Here is a 20396-nt window from a genome sequence, read left to right on the forward strand (position 1 = left end):
ACGATTCCGGCTTTCCTGTTCGGCAGAACCGCACAACAATGGGAGCGTGATGAACCCCTGGAGACTGCGACTGCTGAGCCAGCTCGACATGCTCGGAACCGTCCGGGCGGTCGCCCAAGCCGCCAACCTGAGCCCGTCGAGCGTGTCGCAGCAGCTCGCCGTGCTCGAGGCCGAGACGCACACGCAGCTCCTCGAACGCACAGGGCGCAGGGTCCGGCTGACCCCGGCCGGGCTGATCCTCGCGCGGCGGGCGCGGGCGATCCTCGATCACATGGGCAGCGTGGAGGCGGAGCTGCGCGGGTTCGGCGAGGAACCGGCCGGTCTGGTGCGGCTCGGGGCGTTCCAGAGCGCGATTCACACCATGGCCGTTCCGGCGGTGAGCCGGCTGGCGCGCGAGCATCCGCACCTCGACGTCGAACTGCTCGAGCTGGAGCCGCACGCGAGCATGCCCGCGCTGCGGGGCGGCGACGCGGACATCATCATCACGACCACGGACTTCGACGAGCTGCCGCTGGGGCCGGACCTGGATATCGTGCCGCTGGCCACGGACCCGGTCCTGCTCGTCGTCCCGCCCGATCACCCCGCGGCCGGGCGCGGCGCCGTGGACCTCGCGGCCTACGCTGACGAGCCGTGGGCGTTCGACATCCCGCAGTCGTACATGGCCAATCTCGCGCTGCGTCTGTGCCGTCAGTCGAGCTTCGAGCCGCGCGTGGTCTGCCGGTTCAGCAACTACATGATGACCTTGCAGCACGTCGAGGCCGGCCTTTCGATCGCCCTCTTGCCGGGCCTTGCGGTCGACCGCCGCTATCACGTCGCCACCAGAGAACTCGCGACTCCCGTGACACGCACCATCACGGCGGCGATCCGGCGAGGCTCACCGCCCCGCGCGGCGGTGAGCGCCGTGCTGGAGGCGCTGCGCCACCATCCGGAGCTGCCGTTGCCGTCGCCGGGCGGGAGTGACTAGCCGAAGATGTCGAAAGTCAGGTCCTCGTTGACGAGTACGACCCGGCCGTCGGCCTTGACGCCGGCGACGACCGGGTGCTCCTCCAGGAGCGACGGGAGCGGTGTGGTCATCAAAGGGGTCTCGGGGTCTCCTGGAGTGCGGCACGGCAGCAAGGCCCCTCAGGGTACGGGTGACCTGGTCCGACGACGATTTCCTCACTGGAGGAGCCCGGGAGAAGCCCGGGAGGAGCCGAGCGGGGCCGATTGTCAGTGGTGGCTGGGAGTGTGGGATGCATGGACAGGGACGAGGAGTTGCTGCGCGGCCGGGTCTACGGCCAGGACCACGACGACCCCCGGCAGGGCCCACAGCCGGGACGGGACTACGCCGAGCTGGTCGGCGGCCCGCTCGACGGCCTGCTGCTCGACATCACCGGCTGGACGAAGGGCGAGATCGACACCGGCGTCGCCCTGCCCACGGAGCTCGGGCAGTTCGGTGCCGGCGGGCGGGCGATGTACGACCCGCGGTCGGGCGATCCGCGCCCCTGTGACCGGCGCCGCTGGGACTGGTCCGGCGACACCCCCTGACAACTGCCGGATCCGGGGTCGGTGGGCAGCGGGCGCGGTGCGGGCGATAGCGGCTGCTTCTCACTGCTCCTGGCGGGGGGAGACGTCGATCTCATGGTCCACCGCCCACTTCCAGTACTCCCTGATCGTCCGGCCGTCGGACGCGGCGACCGCGGCGATCGTCCGGGCCGGAGCGTTGAGGTCGGTGACAAGGGCCGGGGTGGTCTCCAGGAGGACGGCGTGGCTCTGTCCGTCCGGTACACGTCCGGTCGCGAAGACGTAGGAGGCGCCCTCCGTCAACGGCTCGTCTCCCTGGTAGTAGCTGACCGTGGTGGTGTCGCGAACGGCCCCCTTGAAGACCTGGCCGACGCGGACGGCGTACAGGTCGGAGAAGACGCCGTAGATGTCACGCTCGCCCGTCCGGCTCACCACCGTGCCGAGGAAGACGTCGTCGGCCGTGCCCGCCACCTGCCGGGCATCCTGGGGGTCGTAAAGAGTGACCGCCTCCGTGGGGCCGCTGCTCTCCCTGGGCCCGGTGAGGCTGTACAGACTCCAGACGGCGCCTCCCAGTACCGTCAGTGCTGCCGCGGCGACGGCCAGACGGCGGCGAACCTCGCTCATTGCTCTGCCTTTCAGCCCCACAGCGCGTGGTAGTTCCGCCGGTCTCGCGACGTCGGCGTTCCGTCGGAGGACATGTCGTAGATGTGTGGAGCCATCAACGAGCCGTAGGACGAAGGGTTCTTGTGGCAGAACCCCAGGGCGTGGCCGAGCTCATGCGCGGCGATCTTCTGCCGGGACCTGGTGTCCCCGTACTGCTTGCCGGGCCCCAGGTACGCCTTGTTCAGCCGCAGACTGTCGGTGCCCTGAAGCCCTTTCCAGAGCCCGAGGATGTTCTTCCACGGAGGCCTGGAGGTGTTGACGTCCGACCATTCCAGATCGGCGTAGCGCGTCGCGTCGTCGGCGGGGAACTTCACCCGATCGAGCCCGTTTGCCGTCCAGGCCTTCTGGGCGTGCCGTCGTGCGCCGTCGAACCGCGTCGCGTCCTCCCAGGCGATCTCCCCGCCGTCGACTGACGACCGCCCCCGCGAGTCCTTCAGTCCGTTCACGCACGCGGCAAGGGCCGTGGCTTGGGCGGAGGAGGGTTGCGCGGTGACCATGACCAGAGCCAGCGCTGTGGCGGAGAGCAGGGCGCTTCCAGGCCCTGGGCCCACGGCCCGCGGATGGGGATCGCGCAGGGCGCCAAGGTTGGTTGGCGGGCGACCGGCAGGGACTCGGGCGGGGCGGGCAGTCGGCAGAAGGCGTGAGGGCACAGGACTCCGTTCGATGGGCACGCTGTGGAATCTTCGTAGCGTGCCGACGGCGAAGGCAGGGTGGCGACAGGCTGCACCTCACTCGTACGAGAGGCCTTCCAACGGCCGGTGGTACGGCAGGTGGAGGCGCTGACCTCCTCCCGCCCGACCCGGCATGAGACCCGTACGCGCACAGCTCGTAGAGTCGCAACAGTGAACGAGAACAACACCTTTGACACCCCGGGCGCTCCCGATCGCGACCTGCCGATGCTGACCGCCGCCCAGGCCGCCCGTCTGCGCGGCCTCACCGCCCCGTACGCGCAGGACGGCCACAGCTACTCCCTGCACAACCTGGCGCACCAATGCCGCCAGGCGCCGGAAGAGCGCTGGCCCGAGGTGGTCGCCGCCCACTTCGGCGCCCTGCAGGCGGGCAGCCGCGGCGGCGAGAGCGCCGCGGATCTCCTTCGTGGCGTGCACGCGCGGCTGTTGCCCACGGATTCGCTCACCCCGGAGATCGCAGGTGCCATGCGCTACGCCCGCGTGGTGGCCGACGGGCTGGTGTTCGCGTACGCCCTGGACATGCCCACCAGCGTGCGGATGCTCACCGACACCGACGTGGAGCGTGCCGGAATGGAGGAGTTGGGACAGGCGGCCCACGCGAACCTGATGCGCGTGCCCGTCCAGCACGAGGAAGTGCCGCTCCAGGGAGGGGCGTTGCTGCACTCCGTGTACGGCGACTCCCCGTTCGTCGCGAGCAAGGCGCTGTTCCTGTCCGAGGTCGCCCGGCAGGTCAGTGGCGAGTCGCTCCCGGACGCCGGGGCTCTCGTCGTGGTGCCCACCCGGCATCTGCTGGCGTACCACCCGATCGTCGACGGCTCCGTGGTCGACGCCGTCAACAGCCTTGCCGCGTACGCCCTCGGTGCCCATGAGGACGGTCCGGGCGAGCTGTCACCGCGGGTCTACTGGTGGCACCGGGGCGGCCTGACCTCGCTCACGGCCATCGACCACGACACCCGTTCCTTCTCCTTGCGGCCGCCGCCGGAACTCCTCGCCCTGATGAAGGGCCTGGTCCGTCTCGACCGTGCCGGGCGCATGGACACCCCCACGGCTGCCAAGGCGCCCGACGCCGCCGCACTCACCCGCACCACGGCCGAGGCGATAGCCCGCCTCGCCGAGGACGAGGACCCGTCCGGACTCGGCGACGCCTTCGCCTCGGCGCTCACGCTCAGCCACGCCCACTGCGCCACCGACCCCGACGCGGCTCACGTCGACACCTGGGATGCCTGGGCCACTGCCGTGCAGCTCGGCTCGGCGCTGTTCACCGGTGCGCAGGCGCAGGAGTGCCGTCTGGGTGAGGATCGCGTGCGGCAGCTGCCCGCCACCCCCGCGGCGCCGCCCGCGGACGCGCGTGCCTGGCTCGACGCCTTCTACGTCGCCGTCGCGTGCCGTCAGAAGGACCGGGCCGACCGGCTGTGCGAAGTACCGCTTGAGGTCCTGCGGCAGGACGACTCCGTCGACGCGTACATACTGCACTGGATCGACACGCTCCAGACCTACTGGGCCGAGCGCCCGATGGACGACGTCGTGGGCAAGCTGATCACCACCATGGAGACGTCCCAGCCCGCGTCCCTGACCCACACACCGAAGGACCTCGCGGACCTCATCGACCACCAGCCGGTCGCTCTCTTCCACCGTCTGGTCACCCGCGACCACGACGCCTTCGCCGAGGCACTGGCCGAAGCCCTCGCCCACCACGGCACCTACTGGGGCGACTCGGCGGCGCCGCGCGCCCGGGTGGCGCTGGGGCCGCTGGCCATGGCCAGTCTGGCGTACGACCACGGATTCCCCGTCGCCCTCAAGCAGCCCTACCTGCCCACGTATCTGCTCAACCGCGAACGGATCGAGTCCATGCCGAGCTGCTGAGTCCCTGCCCGGCGGCGGCCCGAGCCGCGTCCGGTTCCAGGACGCTGAAACCGTCGTGAAACCCCGCTGAATGCGGCCTGCCGCAATCTCTGCGGCATGACGACAACGACATCGCCCTCCCTCGCCATCGCGGCCACGGGGCTGCGCAAGGCTTACGGGGACAAGACGGTCCTCGACGGCATCGACCTGGAGGTGCCGACCGGTACCGTCTTCTCCCTGCTCGGCCCGAACGGCGCCGGCAAGACCACCGCCGTCAAGGTCCTCTCCACCCTCATCGGTGCCGATGCCGGGGACCTGCGGGTCGGTGGCCACGACCTGGCCACCGACCCGCACGCGGTGCGGGCCGCGATCGGCGTCACCGGGCAGTTCTCCGCGGTCGACGGGCTCATCACCGGCGAGGAGAACATGCTCCTCATGGCGGACCTGCACCATCTCCCCAAGCGCGAAGGGCGGCTGGCCGCCGCCGAGTTGCTGGCACGCTTCGACCTCACCGAAGCCGCGAAGAAGCCTGCCTCCACCTACTCCGGCGGCATGAAGCGCCGTCTCGACCTCGCCATGACCTTGGTCGGCAACCCGCGCATCATCTTCCTCGACGAGCCGACCACCGGCCTCGACCCGCGCTCCCGCCACACCATGTGGGCCATCATCCGCGAGCTGGTCTCCGGGGGCGTCACCGCTTTTCTGACCACGCAGTACCTGGAAGAGGCCGACGAACTCGCCGACCGCATCGCGGTGTTGAACGACGGCACGATCGCCGCCGAGGGAAGCGCCGACGAGCTCAAGCGGCTCATCCCCGGCGGACACGTCCGACTCCGCTTCACCGACCCGGCCGCCCACCGATCCGCCGCCCGCGCCCTGCGGGAAGTCACCACGGACGACGCCATGCTCACGCTGCAGATCGCCAGCGACGGCAGCCAGCGCGAGCTGCGCTCGATCCTCGACCGGCTCGATTCCGAGGGCATCGAGGCCGACGAACTGACCGTGCACACCCCCGACCTCGACGACGTGTTCTTCGCCCTGACCGGCGGCACACCCGTGCCGAGCCGGCCCGACACGGCCAAGGAGACCGTCCGATGAGCACCCTCTCCCTGGCCGCACAGGACTCGTCCACGATGCTGCGCCGCAACCTCCTGCACGCCCGGCGCTACCCCTCCCTCACCCTGAACATCCTGCTGACACCGATCGTCCTGCTGCTGCTCTTCGTCTACGTCTTCGGCGACGTGATGAGCGCGGGCATCGGGGGTGGCGGCGCCGACCGCTCCGACTACGTCGCCTATCTCGTCCCGGGCATCCTGCTGATGACCATCGGCGCCACCCCGGCGGGAACCGCGGTGTCCGTCTCCATGGACATGACCGAGGGCATCATCGCCCGCTTCCGCACGATGGCCGTCCACCGCGGCGCGGTGCTCATCGGGCATGTCGTCGGCAGCGTGCTGCAGGGGATCATGAGCGTGGTCCTCGTCGGCGCCGTCGCCGTGGCCATCGGATTCCGCTCCACCGACGCCACGGCCCTGGAGTGGCTCGCGGCGTTCGGGCTGCTGGTGCTGGTCGCCACGGCGTTCACCTGGATCGCGGTCGGGATGGGGATGGCAAGTCCGAACCCCGAGGCCGCCAGCAACAACGCGCTGCCGCTCATGATCCTGCCGCTCATCTCCAGCGCCTTCGTCCCCGTCGACGCGATGCCGGGCTGGTTCCGGCCGATCGCCGAGTACCAGCCGTTCACACCGGCCATCGAGACGCTGCGCGGCCTGCTGCTCGGCAGCGGGATCGGCAACAGCGGCTGGATCACGGTCGGCTGGTGCCTGGGCCTTGCCGCACTCGGCTACAGCTGGTCCACGTCGTTGTTCAACCGCGACCCGAAGTAAGCGCGCGGGCCGCGTCCCACAGGTCGTCCCGCTCCAGGGCGGCGTACTCCGACACGGCGTCGGCGTACGCCGCCCGGTCCGCGGCCTCGGCCGCCCGCCGGGCACGCGCCGCCGACATCGTCGGCTGGAACTCGCGTTGCACCCGCAGCCGTTCGGCCAGCGCGACCATCCGTACGGCGGACACGTCACCGGACGCGAGCCCGGCCATGCCGAGCGCGTGCAGCACCGTCCCGAACACAGGGAGCTCCATGGGCGAACGGAGCGGGCCGTCAAGGAGGGTCCGCAGGCGCTGTCGCAGCCGGTCGACCGGCTGTGCGACGAGCTCGAGACGGTCGGCGTGCGCGTGCGCCGTCACCGCCGCCGACTGGATCTGCAGCGCCCACGGGTCGAGCCAGGGGTCACCGGCGTACATCGACCCGGTCTCGGGCATCCGCTCCACGGCACCGCGCCACAGGCCGAGCCCGGCCTCCGTCAGCCCGCGGGCCAGCGCGATCTCGGCGCGGCCGCCGAGGTCGGGGCTGTAGAAGGTGTCCTCCTGCGGGGCGCCGTCCCCCTCCGCCTGCCGCAGCCAGTACTCGGCCTCGTCGGGGTCGCCGCGCTGCAGGCAGGCGAGGACCAGGGCCGAGCGGATGCCGATGTAGTCGTGCTCGTCGCCGAGCCGCGGCAGCACCTTCAGTGCCGCCCTGAGGTGCTCGTAGGCGGTCTCGCCCTGTCCCGTCCGCAGGCTCAGCTCGCTCAGCCGGGAATGGCCCATGAGCTGCAGGGACGGGTTGTCGACCGGCGCCAGCGCGGCGACCATCCGGTGAGCCGAGGCCAGCGCGCGGTCGATGTCGTGCTCGTACTCCCACACGTAAGTGGCCACGCACTCGGCGATGGCGGCGACGAGCGGCTGATCACCGCCGCCATCGCCGTGGCCGTCGCAGAGCCGGTGCAGCACGGCGTAGTCGGGAGGCCGCATCTCGGGCACCGCGCCGAGCACTGCCGCGGTGGCGCGCGGCAGCGTGTCCGGCGGGGCCGCGGGCAGCCGCCGGAGGGTGACGAGCTGGCGAACGGCATGCGGGCCGTAGTTCATGAACAGGCCCGCCGTGCACAACACCGCGGCGGCACGGGCGACTTCGACGTACTCGGGCGCGGGGCGGTAGTGCGAGAGCGGCGGGCCGGTGTCCGCGGCGAGGGCGGCGAGGCGCGGGTAGTTGGAGTCGGTGGACCACAGAGCGGCCAGGACGGCGGTGAGGGCGGCGATCGTGGGGTCGTCCGCGCGGGCCAGGGCGTGCCGCAGGGCCGGTACGAGGTTGTCCTGCTCGGCCCTGATCCGTTCCCTGGCGGCGATGGGGTCTTGCTTGCTCGGACGGGGCCGAGAGCTCGGGGAGGGCTCCGGGCCGAAGAGCGCGTCGGTGTACGCGACCCCGAAGTCCCGGGCCCAGGCGAGAAACCGGCCGACGGCCTCGTCCTCCTCGCCGGCCTCGGCGCGCCGCGCCGCGCTGAACTCCCGTACGGTCTCCAGCATCCGAAACCGCACGCCGACCGGCGTTTCGGCGACGGTGAGCAGCGACTGACCGGTCAACTGCTCCAGCAGGAACAGTGCGTCCCCGCCCAGCACCTGCTCCGCCGCGTCGCCGCAGAAGCCGCCGGGGAAGACGGACAGTGTGCGCAGCGCCGCCCTGGCGTCCTGCGCGAGCAGGTTCCAGCTCCACTCCACGACCGCGTGCAGCGTGCGGTGGCGCTCCGGCGCGTCCCGTGCCCCGCCGCGCAGCAGCGCGAACCGGTCGCCGAGACGGCGGGCGATCTCCGGCACGGAAAGCACCCGCACCCGCGCCGCGGCCAACTCCACGGCAAGCGGCAGCCCATCGAGGTGGCGGCAGAGCTCGGCCATCGCGTCCGGCGGCAGCTCCACGCCGCTCCTGGCAGCACGGGCCCGCTGCGTGAACAGCTCGACCGAGGTGTCGAGACCGAGCTCCGGGAGCGCGTACACAGCCTCCGAGGTGAGGTCCAGGGGCGCCCGGCTCGTGGCGAGCACCCGCAGCTCCTTCGAGGACGCGACCAGGGTCTGTACGAGACCCGCGGCGCCCCGGATGACCTGCTCGCAGTTGTCGAGCACCAGCAGAGCGGGCCCCGATCCCAGCACGCCCAGGATGCCGGACACCGGGTCGGCCGCGGCGTGGCCGCTCACGACGCCGTGCCGTCCCTCGCCCGCGCCGAGCGCGGCGGCCACCTCCAGAGCCACCTCCAGCGCCACGTCCTGGTCGGTGGTCAGCCCGGCGAGCGGCACGACATGCACCACGCGTTGCTCGGCCCTGCGGCTGACCGCGTACGCGAGCCGGGTCTTGCCGAGGCCGCCGGGGCCGACGACGGTGACGGCACGCGCATCGCGCAACAGCCCCTCCACCGCGGCGATGTCCTCGTCACGGCCGAGCAGTGGGTTCGGCTCGTGCGGCACACCGTGCCTGACGGCCGGTGCCTCCCCGCGCAGCAATTCCCGCTGCACGGACTTGAGTTGGGCGCCCGGATCCGTGCCGAGCACCTCGCGCAGCTCACGGCGGTATGCCTCGTAGCGCGTCAGCGCGGCGGACGGACCCGCCGTCGCCGCCTGGCCGCGCAACAACTCGGCGAGCACCTCCTCGTCACGCGGATACTCCGAAGCGGCCACGTCCAGCGGCCCGGCAGCCTCCGCATGCCGGCCGAGGCGGGCGAGCGCGAGTGCCTGCGCGCGTACGAGGGCGCCGCGGACGGGGGCGCGCTCCGCACGCAACGCGGCCACGGGGTCGTCGGTGTCGCCCGCCCCCTCAGTGGTGCCCTCCCACAACGCGAGCCCGGCCTCGGCCGCGGCCAGCGCCCCCGCGTGATCCCCGGCCCTGGCCCGCTCCGCGCTCAGGGCGGCGTGCAGCAGCAGGGCGGAGCTGTCGACCTGATCCTCGGCGAGGGCGAGCCGGTATCCGGTCGGCGTGCTCGCGATGACATCGGCGCCCAGCTGCGCCCGCGCCCTGGACACGAGAACCTGCAGCGCCTTCCCGGGCCGCTCCGGCAACGCGTCCGGCCACAGCCCGGCCACCAACCGCTCGGTGCTGCAACCGGCGCGCACGTCGCCCGCGAGCAGCGCGAGCAGACCGCGGAGCCGGGGCGCGGTGACCTCCTGCCCGCGATGGGCGACACGCGGCAGCAGGGTCAGGTCGGTGGTCACCTGTGCAGATTAGCCAAGAGTCCGGCCGGTCCGATCCTGCGAGGGGTCACGCGACCGAAGGCCCTCGACAGGTAACCGACTCCGCGGCTTCGACGCGGACGAAATTCCGTGACATCCGCGGGAACGTATCCCGCGTTCGCCTCCTCTGTTGGGTGTCGATTCCCAACGCAGGAGGCATCATGCCCGACCGAACAGCATACCGAGCCGCCGCAGTTGTCGCCTCGGTGCTCACCGTGGACGCCCTGTTTCACCTCTCCTGGGCCACCGGTTCCACCTGGCCGGCTGATGACGCGGAGAGCCTGTCGTACGCGGTCCTGGGCACCGATGCCCCCTTCACCCCGCCCGTCGTCCTGCCGTTGGCCGTACTCCTGTTGACGGCCGCAGGCATCGTCGTCGCACAGTCCAGGCGCCCGCACCGCCTGCTCCGGCTCGGTACCCTCGCGGTGGCGGGCGGGTTGTGCCTGCGCACGCTGGCGGGCATCTACTGGCTCTTCGCGCAGGACACCGGGTCCGCCTTCTACTGGCTCAACCTCGGGCTCTACACCCCGTTGTGCGCCCTGCTGTGTGCGGCCGTGCTGCGGGTCGCCCGTCGCGAGGCACCCAACCACCCCGAGAGGGCCGCCCGTTGGGAAGATGTCGTACGTGTCCGATGACGAGATGGCGCGCCGGGTGCGCGCGGCGCAGCGCGGCGACACGCTGGCCATGGCCGAGCTGCTGGACGAACTCGCCCCCTACGTAGGCCGAATCTGCGGACCCATCGCCCTGGACCAGGGCCCGGACGCGGCGCAGGAGGCCCTGGTGGCGGTGTTCCGCTCGCTGCGTACTCTCAAGGACCCGGCCGCACTGCGCGGCTGGGCTCGTGCCATCGCGGTGCGCGAGGCGGTCCGCCTGGCCCGGCGTGCCGCCCGCGCGGTGCCCGCGGACCTGAGCACCCTGCCCGCGCGCGGCGACCCCCAACTCGCCGCCGACATCAGGGACGTACTGGAGCGACTGTCCCCCGAGCACCGGGCGGTACTCGTCCTGCGAGACGTGGAGGGCCTGGACGAGCGGACCGCGGCCGAACTGCTCGACATCCGCGTCGGCACCGTCAAGTCCCGGCTGCACCGGGCGCGCGACACCTTCCGGAAGGCGTGGACCTCATGAGCGGACATGACACGACCAGCGAGTGGCCCGTCGCCGACCTGGACCCGGTGCGGCGACTGCGTGTGCTTGCCGCCGCCATCCCCGGCGCACATGTCACCGAGGGCTTCGTGGCGGCCCGATGCGATCGCGTCACGGCACTGCTGGGAGACCTGGAGAGCGCGTTCGGGCAGATCGCGCCCGACATGCGAGGGCTCAGGGTCGTACGGCGGGACGGTGCGCGGGTGGAAGCGCTGGCCCGCAGCAAGTACGGGATGCGGGCCCGGCTGCGCGGAGAGCAGCGGCCCGGCTGGTGCTGGCTGCAGAGCCGGTTCCTGCTGATCGGCGCCGCCGCGGCGCCGGACGGGGACGGCACCCGGGTGGCGTTCACCGGCGGGGTGCGCGTGCCGGGGCGTGCGGCGTTGGTGCCGTTGGGCGTACGGCGGGAGGGGGAGCGGAGCCTGCGGCGGCTGGAAGGCCTGCTGTGAAGAGGGGGCGACGGCTGGGACGCGCCCCTGGGGATGTGGCGATTTCTACGGAGTAGCGTTCGATGGGGGAAGTGGAAAGATGCAGGTGTCGATGAGAGGAGACGGCGTGACGTCGGGCGACAAGGACGGGGAAGGCCTGCTGGACGGCTTGTCGGTGGACGAGGCCCGGCCCGAGCGTCCGGTGCTGCTCGACGGGCAGGGGGAGCCGCTGCAGACCTGGCGGGAGAACTATCCCTACGCGGAGAAGCTGAAGCGGAAGGCCTACGAGCGCCAGAAACGGATCCTGCAGATCGAGCTGCTGAAGCTGCAGAGATCGGTGCGCGAGCAGGGCCAGCGCGTCGTGGTCGTGTGCGAGGGGCGGGACGCGGCGGGCAAGGGCGGCACGATCAAGCGCTTCACCGAGCGCCTCAACCCCCGAGGGGCCCGCGTCGTGGCGCTGGACAAGCCCTCGGAACGGGAAGCGGGCGAGTGGTACTTCCAGCGCTACGTCGCGCAACTGCCGGCCGTGGGGGAGATCGTCTTCTTCGACCGCTCCTGGTACAACCGGGCCGGCGTCGAGCCCGTCATGGGCTTCTGCACCCCGCGACAGCACGAGGACTTTCTCCGGCAGGCCCCCCTGTTCGAGAAAATGATCACCGATGACGGCATCGTGCTGGTCAAGTTCTGGTTCTCCGTCTCCCGCGCGGAGCAGCGCACACGCTTCGCGATCCGCCAGGTGGACCCCGTACGTCAGTGGAAGCTCTCGCCCACGGACCTCGCATCGCTGGATCTGTGGGACGCCTACACCCACGCCAAGGTGGAGATGTTCCGTGCCACGGACACCGTCCACGCACCGTGGTCGGTCATCAAGTTCAACGACAAGCGCCGCGGGCGCCTTGAGGCCATCCGGCACCTGCTGCTGCGTGTCGACTACGCGGCCATGGACAAAGACGCGGTGGGGGAGGCGGACCCGCTCATCATCGGCCCGGCCGACACGCTCCTGGAGGCGGACGAGGACCCGACGGACCTCTCACCCAGCAGACTCGCCGACAACCACCGGGGGCCCGGTCAGCATCCGTGACCACGGCAGGCCACAAGAGTTCCGGCAGCAGGTGCCGAGCCTGGACGAGGGAGGGAGATCGGCGATGAGTGCGATACACGTGACGATGTGGGACCAGACCGGTGGTGATGGAGCAGCGGCCCCCGCGGTCTTCGCCCACAATATTTTCACGTGGGGCAGTGACGAGGCGTACGGGTTCGCGGCCCAGCGGCCCTTGGCCGATCGCCACCGGCTGTTGCTGGTGGACCGCCGTGGCTACGGCCGCAGCCCCGACACCGACCGCAGTGACTTCGACACCGACGCCGACGACTTGGTGGAACTCCTCGAACGGCAGGACACCGGCGCGCACTTGGTCGGTCACGGCAATGGTGGCCTGGCAGCCATGCTCGCCGCCGGGCGCCGCCCCGACCTCGTACGGTCCCTGACGCTGATTCAGCCCGCGGCCTTCTCCGCTGCCGCCGGTCACCCGGTGGTCGAGGCCATGCTGGAACGGGTGCGAGGCAGTGCGGGCCTGCCGGAATCGGTGACACCGGAGCAGTACCTGCGTGCCTCCACAGAAGGTCTGGGCATGGCCATGCCCGACCCCACCCCGCAGCGCCTGCGTGCCGTGGCCACCTCGATGCGCGAACGTCCGGTATGGGAAGCGACCGTGCCCCTGCAGCCGTTGCGGGCCGCGTCGTGGCCCGCGCTGGTGATCTGCGGGACCTGGCAGGACGCGCCGGAGATGTACCGCACGTACGCCGGCGAACCGCTGATCGCCTGCGCCGAAGCCGTGGCCGACGCCGTCGGGGCCCGGCTGCTGCGCGTGGACGGCTACTACCCGCACACCCAGCAACCCGCCGCCGTCAACGCCGCCTTGCGCGAACTGTGGGGTTAGGTGAAGCGGCGGCCCGGCGCGACCACCACGCCGGGCCGCGTCACGTACCGCGACGGCCAGAAGGGAACCGTCAGCGCTCCGCGAGGCCCACGAGCACCTTGGCCGCGGACTTGGGGTGGACGAGCCAGCTCAGGTGGCTCGACTCGACGGTCCCGACATCGAAGGGGTTGTCGGGGGTGAGCGCGTCGGCCTCACGGATCATGCGGTCCTGCATGGCGAGCGGGATGCTGGCGTCGTCGGTCAGGCGTACATACGACTTGGGAATGCGACCCCACGTCGCGGCCTGCGTCCTGTCGGCCGACGTGCCGACGTCGAGGTTCTCGTCGGGCTGGAAGGTGTTCAGGAACGTACGGAACTCGTCATCGGTGAGATCGGCGGCGAAGGCCTGCTTCATCGCGGCGAGCGGCTCGGGCGCCGCCGTGCGGAAGTTGACCCGCAGCACACCGAGCTCGGCAGGGTTCCCGACGAGGGCGGCCGCGAAGGAACCCGGGTCGACGCCGGCCATCTCCGGTTCGGCGTAGTAGTCGCCGACGGTCAGGTCGACGGGGCACCAGGCAGCGACGTAAGCGATCCGGTCGATGAGATCGGGCCGGGCGTTGCCGACCGCGGTGATCGTGGCGCCACCCCTGCTGTGGCCGACGAGGACGGTCGGCCCGTTCTGCTTCGCCCGCTCGAGGACCTCGATGACGCGGGCGGCATTGTCGGCAAGCGTGACCCCTTTGATTCTCCCTGGTTCCGCTGCGAGCGCGTCCAGATCCTGAGGCGCTTGGTAGGACGCGGCGAAGGTCGCGTCGAACCCGTGCCCCGGAAGGTCGAGCGCGGCGGAGCGGTGCCCGAGCAGGGCGAGTTCGGCCTGCAGCGGCGCGAACGAGAACGAGTTGGCGAAAGCGCCGTGGACAAGTACGAATGTCGGCTGATTTTGCATCCCCATAGCCTCTAACGAACGGATCTTCGGAACAAGCGCGAATCGGATACGTCCGTGGGGGACGCAGCCGGTGGGGTGACCTCGGCCCGCAGGCAGGCCCTGCCGGGGAGTGACGGAAGCCGGTCATTAATCTGTGCCCATGAGTGAAGACACCTGGGACGCCCTGAAGGCGACCCCGATCGCGGAGATACGGCGCCGCGCCGCGATCATCCACACCATTGTCGATGTCTCGCCGACGGCGGTCGAGGGCGCGGAGAGGTTCGCCTGGAACGACGGCGGTGGGCAGTCGGCCGTGTGGTACTTCGCGCCGGACGGCCGCGCGATGCTGCTGACCTTCGATCACGAGTCGGACCTGAACCTCTACGCCGAAGGCAGCTACGCCGAGCAGGAGTCGCTCTACGGCGGAGTCCCCGCGGACCTCGTCCAGCTGGTGCGCAACCGTCCGGAGAACTACGAATCCCTGAACCTCACGGAGCCGGGGACGGACGAGACGATCCACTACGCCGGCGGCGTGTTCTGGTTCGACGGCAAGCAGTGGCGGGCCGCCGAGGGATTCCTGGACCACTGCGACCAGGAGGGTATCGACCCGATGGCCGAGTCCGGATTCGGCTACTGCCTCGACGACTACCTGCTCGGCCAGGAGTTCACTCCCGAGGCGTTCGTCGCGTACCGCGATGCCGACAACTGGTACGACAGCGCCGAGGAGAAGGACGAAGCACTGGCCGAGGTCCGGGAGATCTTCGTCCGGCACGGATGACGTGGGGATCCCCTGCCCAGGCGCGCGGCGTGCTTAGCATGGCCGCATGACCGTAGACCTGTTCGCGGGAATTCCTGTCGGCGACTACACCGTGGCGGTGGCCTGGTACGAGCGACTTCTCGGCAAGCCACCGTCCTTCCTGCCCAACGACACCGAGGCGGTGTGGGAGCTCGCCGAGCACCGGTACGTGTTCATCGAGGTGCGGCCCGAGCACGCGGGGCACGCCCTGCACACCGTCTTCGTCGGGGATTTCGACACCCGCATCTCCGAGATCGCCGAGCGCGGTCTGAAGCCGGACACACGCGAGACGTACGCCAACGGCGTCCGTAAGGCCACCTTCCGCGATCCGGACGGCAACGAGATCGGATTCGGCGGCGGCGCGGAGGACTGAAGGGACGGGCGGACGGTGGACGTGGACCGATCGGAGGAGCCTGCCGCGCAGATGCGGGAGGCGGTGCGTGCGTTGCTGTCGGTCCTCGAGCCGGAGCAGGTGCGCGAGCTGCGCGCGGGGCCCGCCCGGCTGGACGCGCCCGAGCTGCGGGAGTGGACGTATCTGCCGGGCTCGCGCCCCGGGTTGTCCACCGAGGGTCTGGGCGGCGAGCAGCGCGAGGCCGTCGACGCGCTCCTGTCGGCGGCGCACAGTGCGGCGGGAGCGGAGCTGGCGCGCGGGGCCATCGAGGTGGAGCGGCACCGCCGCGCCATGGTCGGCGCCACGGGGGCCGACCGCTACTGGGTGCGGCTGCTGGGCGACCCGGACGGCGACGGCCCCTGGGGCTGGCGGATGAACGGACACCATCTCGCCGTACACGTAGTGATCACGGCGGCCGGGATGCGGGTGACGCCGCACTTCGTCGGGGCGGAACCGGCACGCATCGTCGACGGTCCGCAGGCCGGCCGCCGGTTGCTGGGCCCGGAGGAGGACCTGGCCCGGGAGCTGGTCACGGACCTGGACGTGGGTCGGCGAGCGGTGGCCGTCTTCTCCGCCGTTCCGCCGGACGACATCCTGACCCGCGCCGACCCGTTCGCCGATCCGGACCTGCTGCCTGCCGGCCTGCCCTACGGCGAGATGACCCCCGGTCAGCAGCGGCTGCTCGAACGCCTGGTGCGCCGCTACCTCGACCGCGCGCCCGCGGCGTACGCGCGGGAATGCTGGTCCGAGACCGTGGCGCGGGGGCTGGACGCCCTGTCCTTCGCCTGGGCCGGTGGCCGCGCACCCGGGGACCGGCATTATTACTGCGTTCGGGCCCCGGACCTGCTCATCGAGTACGACAACACCCAGGACGGCGGCAATCACGCCCACTCGGTCTGGCGGCACGTGCGCCACGACTGGGGCGCTGACCTGCTACGCGCGCACTACACGGAGCAGCACCGGTAGAAGAGCGCTTTGACCTGGGCCGACGTCGACGTGTCAGCTCTCGGTGAGCGTGACGTCCTGCCGTTGCGCGGCGTGGAAGTGCGGGAGCGGAAGGCCGCCTTGGGTCGTCAGCTCCATCACGGTGGCTTCGACGTGGGCGGTGCCGGGCTTGAGGCCGGCGGGAGAGGGCCGCCCCGTGTTGGTCCAGGCGTGCTCCATGCCGTCACAGACCGCGCGGGTGCCGCCGATGCCGTGCCGGACACGGCGATCGTTCTGTGCGAGGGATGAGGACACGAAGACGCTGCCGTTCCCGCCGGTGCATCGATAGGTGCCCGAGAGGGTGACGGTGCCGTCCGGGGCGAGGCGGCCGGTGGGGTCGACGGTCACCGTCTCGTCCGGTGCGGCGAACGCGTCGGCGGCCGGTGCGGTGAGCAGGAACAGCGAGGCGGCGATGGCCGTGGCAGCCTGGCGCAGTGACATGGGGCCTCTTGGGGCAGGAGGAACACGGAGTTCCATCTATAGCGGGCCTCGTGCACGGGGCTGGGCCGACACGGCGCGAGGGCCCTCATGTTGATCCTGCCGGTGCCTTGGCGTGGAGGTGAGGGAGCGGATGCGGCCGTGGTCGAGGGTGAGGGTCTGGTCGGCCGTGGTGAGGCCCGAAGTGTCGTGGGTGATCAGGAGGGTCGTGCGGCCGTCGGTGGCTTGGAGGATGTCGGCGAGCACGGCAGCGGAGGTCTCGGGGTCCAGGCCCTCCGTCGGTTCGTCCAGGACCAGGACCGGCGGGTCGGCGAGCAGGGCTCGGGCCAGGAGCAGGCGTCGGTGCTGGCCGCCGGACATGGTGGAGCCGTTCTCGCCGAGGAGGGTGTTCCAGCGGTCGGGAAGGGATTCGATCCACTCCAGGAGCCGGGCTCCGCGGGCTGCTTCGTGCAGCTCGCCGTCCGTGGCATCGGGGCGCGCCAGGAGGAGGTTGGCCCGGATGGTCGTGTGGAAGACATGGGCGTCCTGGGTCATGCCGGTGATCGCGCGGCGGGCGTCGGTGCCCGCGCAGTCGTGCAGTTCGCGTCCGCCGATACGGATGCTTCCGGCCTCGTAGGGGACGAATCGCATGAGCGTGGCGATCAGCGTCGACTTGCCGGAGCCGCTGGGGCCCAGGAGCACGGTCAGGCGCCCGGGTGGCAGGCGCAGGCTCACTCCGTCCAGGGCCGGGGGGCCGTCGGGACGGTGGCGTACGCGCAGGTCCGTGATGTCCACACCGAGTGGTCCGCGGGTTCCGTGCATGGGGAGTGGGCTTGGTGAGGGCGGCTCGGCGACGGGGGGCGGAGTGTCGAGCAGATCGGCCAACCTGCTTGCGCTGACACGCACTTGAGCGAGGTGGCGGGCGGCAGCGGGCAGCGGGGCGAGGGCGTCGAAGGAGACCAGCGCCAGGACCGCGAGAACGGTGAGGTGCACGGCGGGCAGTTCCCCCGCCGCGTGGGCGCGGAGCGCGAGCCAGGTGACGCCGACCGTCGCCGCGGCCTGGAGGAGCAGGGCCGTGGCCGAGGCGAGCGAGGTGGTCCAGGCTGCCCTGCGCTCCAGCGCGGCGATCCGTGCCGAGGTGAGACTGGTCCGTTCGTGAGCGCGGTCCAGGGCGCCACAGGCGGCGAGGTCCGCCGCGCCTTGCGTCAAGTCCACGGTGAGTGCGGCGAGTTCGGCACGCGCTGTCCTCTCGGCGCGGCTCGTACGGCCGGACAGCGTCAGTACGAGAGCGGGTACGAGTAGTCCCGCGACGGCAAGCAGCAGCCCCAGGAGCACGCCCGCCTGCGGCAGCAGCGCCGCGGTCAAGGTGGTGGCGCAGGCGCCGACCGCGCAGGCGGCCGTGACCGGGATCAGGACCCGCAGCAGGAGGTTCTGCGCGGCGTCGACGTCGTCGACCAGGCGGGTGAGCAGGTCGCCGCTGCGGAAGGCGGGGGTGCCCGCGGGAGCGAGGGGCACGAGCGCCTCGTACACCTGGGTGCGGAAGCCCGCGACGGCCCGCAGCACGCCGTCGTGGCCAAGGAGCCGGTCGGTGTAGCGCAGTGCTCCGCGCCCCAGCGCGAGGGCGCGGACGGCGACGATGGCCAGGCTCACCGAGGCGAGCGGCGGCTGTTCAGCGGCGCGGGTGATCAGCCAGGCGGCGGTGGACATCAGCGCGGCGGCGGCCAGCTCGCTGCCCGCCGAGGCAAGCGTGCCGCGCAGCAGTCGCCGCCAGTACGGCAGGAGGTGGCGCAGGAGGCGGAGGGTGGGACGTGGCGTCCGCGCCGGGGAGGAGCAGGCGACGTCGGCGTGAAGGGTCATGGGGCCAGCAGCCCTTCTACGAGGACCGGTTGGGTCGGATGGGCTGAGTGGGCAGGGTGGTGGTCCGGTGGGGCAGGTCGGGTCGAGACGATGCGGCCCGCCTCTACCGTGACGATCCGGTCGACATGCGGCAGCAGGCTCGTGCGGTGGGCGACCACGATCGAGGTCTTGCCGCGCATGAGGCGGACGGTGGCGCGCGTGACGGTGGCCTCGCTCTGCGGGTCGAGGTGGGCGGTCGGTTCGTCCAGGAGCAGTACGGGGGCGTCCTTGAGGAAGGCGCGGGCCAGGGCGATTCGTTGGCGTTGCCCCGCGGAGAGCCCGGCGCCTCGCTCGCCGAGCACCGTGTCGTACGCCTGAGGCAGTTCCTCGATGAAGAGGTCGGCGAAGGCGGCGCGGGCCGCCCTGCGGACCTCGGTGTCGCTCGCGTCGGGGCGTGCGAGGCGGATGTTGTCCGCGACAGTGGCGGCGAACAGGTGCGGGCGCTGGGGCACCCACGCCACTTGGGCGCGCCATGGGTCGGGGTCGAGGTCGCCGAGGTCGGTGCCGTCGACCGTGACCCGGCCCGAGACGGGGGCCGTGAAGCCGAGGAGCAGCGCAAGGAGCGTGGACTTGCCCGCGCCGCTCGGGCCGACGAGGGCCACGTGTTCGCCGGGGCGCAGCGAGAGGGAGACGTCGCGCAGGGCGGGCTCGGCGCGGCCCGGGTAGTGGACCGTGGCCCGCTCCAGGCACAGTCGTGCCGCACCGGCGGCGGGCACCGGGGTGCGTTCGGCGGCATGCTCGGTGGGCGAGTCCCGGTCGTCCGGATCGTCGAGGATGGTGAAGACACGTTCGGCCACGGCGATGCCCTCGGAGCTGTCGTGGAAGGCGGCGCCCGCCGCACGCAGCGGCAGATAGGCCTCGGGGGCCAGGAACAGGACGACCAGGGCCGTACGAAGGTCCAACTCGCCATCGAGCAGCCGCAGTCCGACCGGAACGGCGACCAGCGCCACGGAGAGAGTGGCGACCGTCTCCAGGACGAAGGAGGACAGGAACGCCACGCGCAGCGTGCGCATGGTGGCCCGCCGGTGGGCGTCGGCCATCTCGTGCACCACCCTCGCCTGGTGCCGCTCGCGGCCGAACGCACGCAGCGTCGGCAGCCCGGCCACCACGTCCAGGAAGTGACCGCCGAGCCGGGACAGCAGCTGCCATTGCCGGGCGGTGCGCCGGGCGGTGTGGGCGCCGACCAGCGCCCCGAACACGGGGATCAGCGGCAGCGTCACGACGATGATCAGCGCCGATGTCCAGTCCGTCCACGCCAGCCACGCGACGACCGTGAGGGGCACCACCGCGGTGGCCGTCATCGTGGGCAGATAGCCGACGACGTACGCGTCCAGGGCGTCGAGGCCACGGGTGAGCAGGGTGGCCGTCTCGCCGTGGCGCCGGGCCGTCAGCCGCAGAGGGCTGGTGTGCCGCAGCCGGCCGGTGATGCGCTCGCGCAGGCTGCGTTTGGCTTCGGCGGCGGTGCGCTGCGCGAGCACTCCGCGGGCCCAGGTCAGCAGCGCGCGCAGCGCCATGACGGCGGCCAGCGCGGCCAGTGCGGCCGGCGGTGTGAACCGGAGTGGGTGCCCGTCGAAGCCGTCCGCGAGGACCGTCGCCAGCAGGACCGCCTGGGCGACGACGAGCCCGGCGCCGAGGAGCGCCAGCATCGAGGAGTACGTCATGTGGCGGCGCAGTACCGGGAGTTCCCGCATCAGGCGGCGTTCGACGGGCTTCATCCGTGGTTC

Annotated in this window: 20 protein-coding genes; 13 read left to right on the plus strand and 7 right to left on the minus strand. The window is 71.6% G+C overall.

Features of this window, described 5'->3' with window-relative positions:
* Window positions 1-49 precede the first annotated feature (49 nt).
* Complete coding sequence (locus tag AC07AG_RS03920) at window positions 50-964, plus strand: LysR family transcriptional regulator (protein ID WP_478752218.1); 915 nt, start codon at window positions 50-52, stop codon at window positions 962-964.
* Window positions 965-1236: 272 nt separating this feature from the next.
* Complete coding sequence (locus AC07AG_RS03925) at window positions 1237-1527, plus strand: hypothetical protein (RefSeq protein WP_478751527.1); 291 nt, start codon at window positions 1237-1239, stop codon at window positions 1525-1527.
* Between the two features lie 60 nt (window positions 1528-1587).
* Here AC07AG_RS03925 and AC07AG_RS03930 read toward each other — a convergent pair whose 3' ends face one another.
* Both AC07AG_RS03930 and AC07AG_RS03935 read right to left on the minus strand, forming a co-directional pair.
* Complete coding sequence (locus tag AC07AG_RS03930; RefSeq protein WP_478751529.1) at window positions 1588-2127, minus strand: hypothetical protein; 540 nt, start codon at window positions 2125-2127, stop codon at window positions 1588-1590.
* Between the two features lie 11 nt (window positions 2128-2138).
* Window positions 2139-2663 (minus strand): matrixin family metalloprotease, encoded by a 525-nt coding sequence (locus AC07AG_RS03935; RefSeq protein ID WP_478751530.1) that lies wholly within the window; start codon window positions 2661-2663, stop codon window positions 2139-2141.
* Between the two features lie 345 nt (window positions 2664-3008).
* Here AC07AG_RS03935 and AC07AG_RS03940 point away from each other — a divergent pair, with 345 nt between their 5' ends.
* From AC07AG_RS03940 to AC07AG_RS03950, 3 genes are all read left to right on the plus strand, one after another.
* Window positions 3009-4718 carry an immunity 49 family protein gene (locus AC07AG_RS03940; RefSeq protein WP_478751532.1) on the plus strand — a complete coding sequence of 570 codons (1710 nt, stop codon included), beginning with the start codon at window positions 3009-3011 and terminating at the stop codon, window positions 4716-4718.
* Between the two features lie 96 nt (window positions 4719-4814).
* Window positions 4815-5795: an ATP-binding cassette domain-containing protein gene (locus AC07AG_RS03945; RefSeq protein ID WP_478751534.1), complete on the plus strand. Its 981-nt coding sequence runs from the start codon at window positions 4815-4817 to the stop codon at window positions 5793-5795.
* A complete protein-coding gene (locus tag AC07AG_RS03950) occupies window positions 5792-6583 on the plus strand; it encodes an ABC transporter permease (RefSeq protein ID WP_478751536.1) in 792 nt (263 codons plus the stop codon). The genes AC07AG_RS03945 and AC07AG_RS03950 overlap by 4 nt, the downstream gene beginning before the upstream one ends.
* Here the strand turns inward: AC07AG_RS03950 and AC07AG_RS03955 are convergent.
* Complete coding sequence (locus tag AC07AG_RS03955) at window positions 6564-9761, minus strand: ATP-binding protein (RefSeq protein WP_478751538.1); 3198 nt, start codon at window positions 9759-9761, stop codon at window positions 6564-6566. The genes AC07AG_RS03950 and AC07AG_RS03955 overlap by 20 nt on opposite strands.
* A 179-nt stretch (window positions 9762-9940) precedes the next feature.
* On the opposite strand from AC07AG_RS03955, the gene AC07AG_RS03960 reads away from it, so the two are divergent.
* The 5 genes from AC07AG_RS03960 (at window position 9941) to AC07AG_RS03980 (ending at window position 13284) form a co-directional block, all read left to right on the plus strand.
* On the plus strand, window positions 9941-10414 hold the full coding sequence (locus AC07AG_RS03960; protein ID WP_478751540.1) for a DUF3995 domain-containing protein: 474 nt from the start codon (window positions 9941-9943) through the stop codon (window positions 10412-10414).
* Entirely contained in the window at window positions 10395-10904 is a 510-nt protein-coding gene (locus AC07AG_RS03965) for an RNA polymerase sigma factor (RefSeq protein WP_478751541.1), read from the plus strand. Before AC07AG_RS03960 ends, AC07AG_RS03965 begins: the two co-directional genes overlap by 20 nt.
* Entirely contained in the window at window positions 10901-11368 is a 468-nt protein-coding gene (locus AC07AG_RS03970) for a hypothetical protein (protein ID WP_478751543.1), read from the plus strand. Before AC07AG_RS03965 ends, AC07AG_RS03970 begins: the two co-directional genes overlap by 4 nt.
* A gap of 79 nt (window positions 11369-11447) precedes the next feature.
* Entirely contained in the window at window positions 11448-12428 is a 981-nt protein-coding gene (gene ppk2, locus AC07AG_RS03975) for a polyphosphate kinase 2 (protein ID WP_478751545.1), read from the plus strand.
* A 64-nt stretch (window positions 12429-12492) separates the two neighbouring features.
* Window positions 12493-13284, plus strand: coding sequence for an alpha/beta fold hydrolase (locus AC07AG_RS03980; RefSeq protein ID WP_478751547.1), 792 nt, complete (start codon window positions 12493-12495; stop codon window positions 13282-13284).
* A 70-nt stretch (window positions 13285-13354) separates the two neighbouring features.
* Here AC07AG_RS03980 and AC07AG_RS03985 read toward each other — a convergent pair whose 3' ends face one another.
* Window positions 13355-14209: an alpha/beta fold hydrolase gene (locus tag AC07AG_RS03985; RefSeq protein WP_478751549.1), complete on the minus strand. Its 855-nt coding sequence runs from the start codon at window positions 14207-14209 to the stop codon at window positions 13355-13357.
* A gap of 139 nt (window positions 14210-14348) precedes the next feature.
* On the opposite strand from AC07AG_RS03985, the gene AC07AG_RS03990 reads away from it, so the two are divergent.
* From AC07AG_RS03990 to AC07AG_RS04000, 3 genes are read left to right on the plus strand one after another with little or no spacing between them, the layout of a single operon-like run.
* The gene (locus AC07AG_RS03990; protein WP_478751551.1) at window positions 14349-14966 is read left to right on the plus strand and encodes a hypothetical protein; all 618 of its coding nucleotides are present in this window, start codon (window positions 14349-14351) and stop codon (window positions 14964-14966) included.
* A 46-nt stretch (window positions 14967-15012) separates the two neighbouring features.
* Window positions 15013-15357: a VOC family protein gene (locus AC07AG_RS03995; protein ID WP_478751553.1), complete on the plus strand. Its 345-nt coding sequence runs from the start codon at window positions 15013-15015 to the stop codon at window positions 15355-15357.
* 21 nt (window positions 15358-15378) lie between these two features.
* The gene (locus AC07AG_RS04000; RefSeq protein ID WP_478751555.1) at window positions 15379-16341 is read left to right on the plus strand and encodes a DUF3500 domain-containing protein; all 963 of its coding nucleotides are present in this window, start codon (window positions 15379-15381) and stop codon (window positions 16339-16341) included.
* A 33-nt stretch (window positions 16342-16374) separates the two neighbouring features.
* On the opposite strand, the gene AC07AG_RS04005 is transcribed toward AC07AG_RS04000, so the two are convergent.
* From AC07AG_RS04005 to cydD, 3 genes are read right to left on the minus strand one after another with little or no spacing between them, the layout of a single operon-like run.
* Window positions 16375-16800, minus strand: coding sequence for a DUF6299 family protein (locus AC07AG_RS04005; protein ID WP_478751557.1), 426 nt, complete (start codon window positions 16798-16800; stop codon window positions 16375-16377).
* A 36-nt stretch (window positions 16801-16836) separates the two neighbouring features.
* Complete coding sequence (gene cydC / locus AC07AG_RS04010; RefSeq protein ID WP_478751559.1) at window positions 16837-18633, minus strand: thiol reductant ABC exporter subunit CydC; 1797 nt, start codon at window positions 18631-18633, stop codon at window positions 16837-16839.
* Window positions 18630-20387 carry a thiol reductant ABC exporter subunit CydD gene (gene cydD / locus AC07AG_RS04015; protein ID WP_478751561.1) on the minus strand — a complete coding sequence of 586 codons (1758 nt, stop codon included), beginning with the start codon at window positions 20385-20387 and terminating at the stop codon, window positions 18630-18632. Before cydD ends, cydC begins: the two co-directional genes overlap by 4 nt.
* Window positions 20388-20396 lie beyond the last annotated feature (9 nt).

Source organism: Streptomyces sp. NPDC044044, from assembly GCF_056434405.1.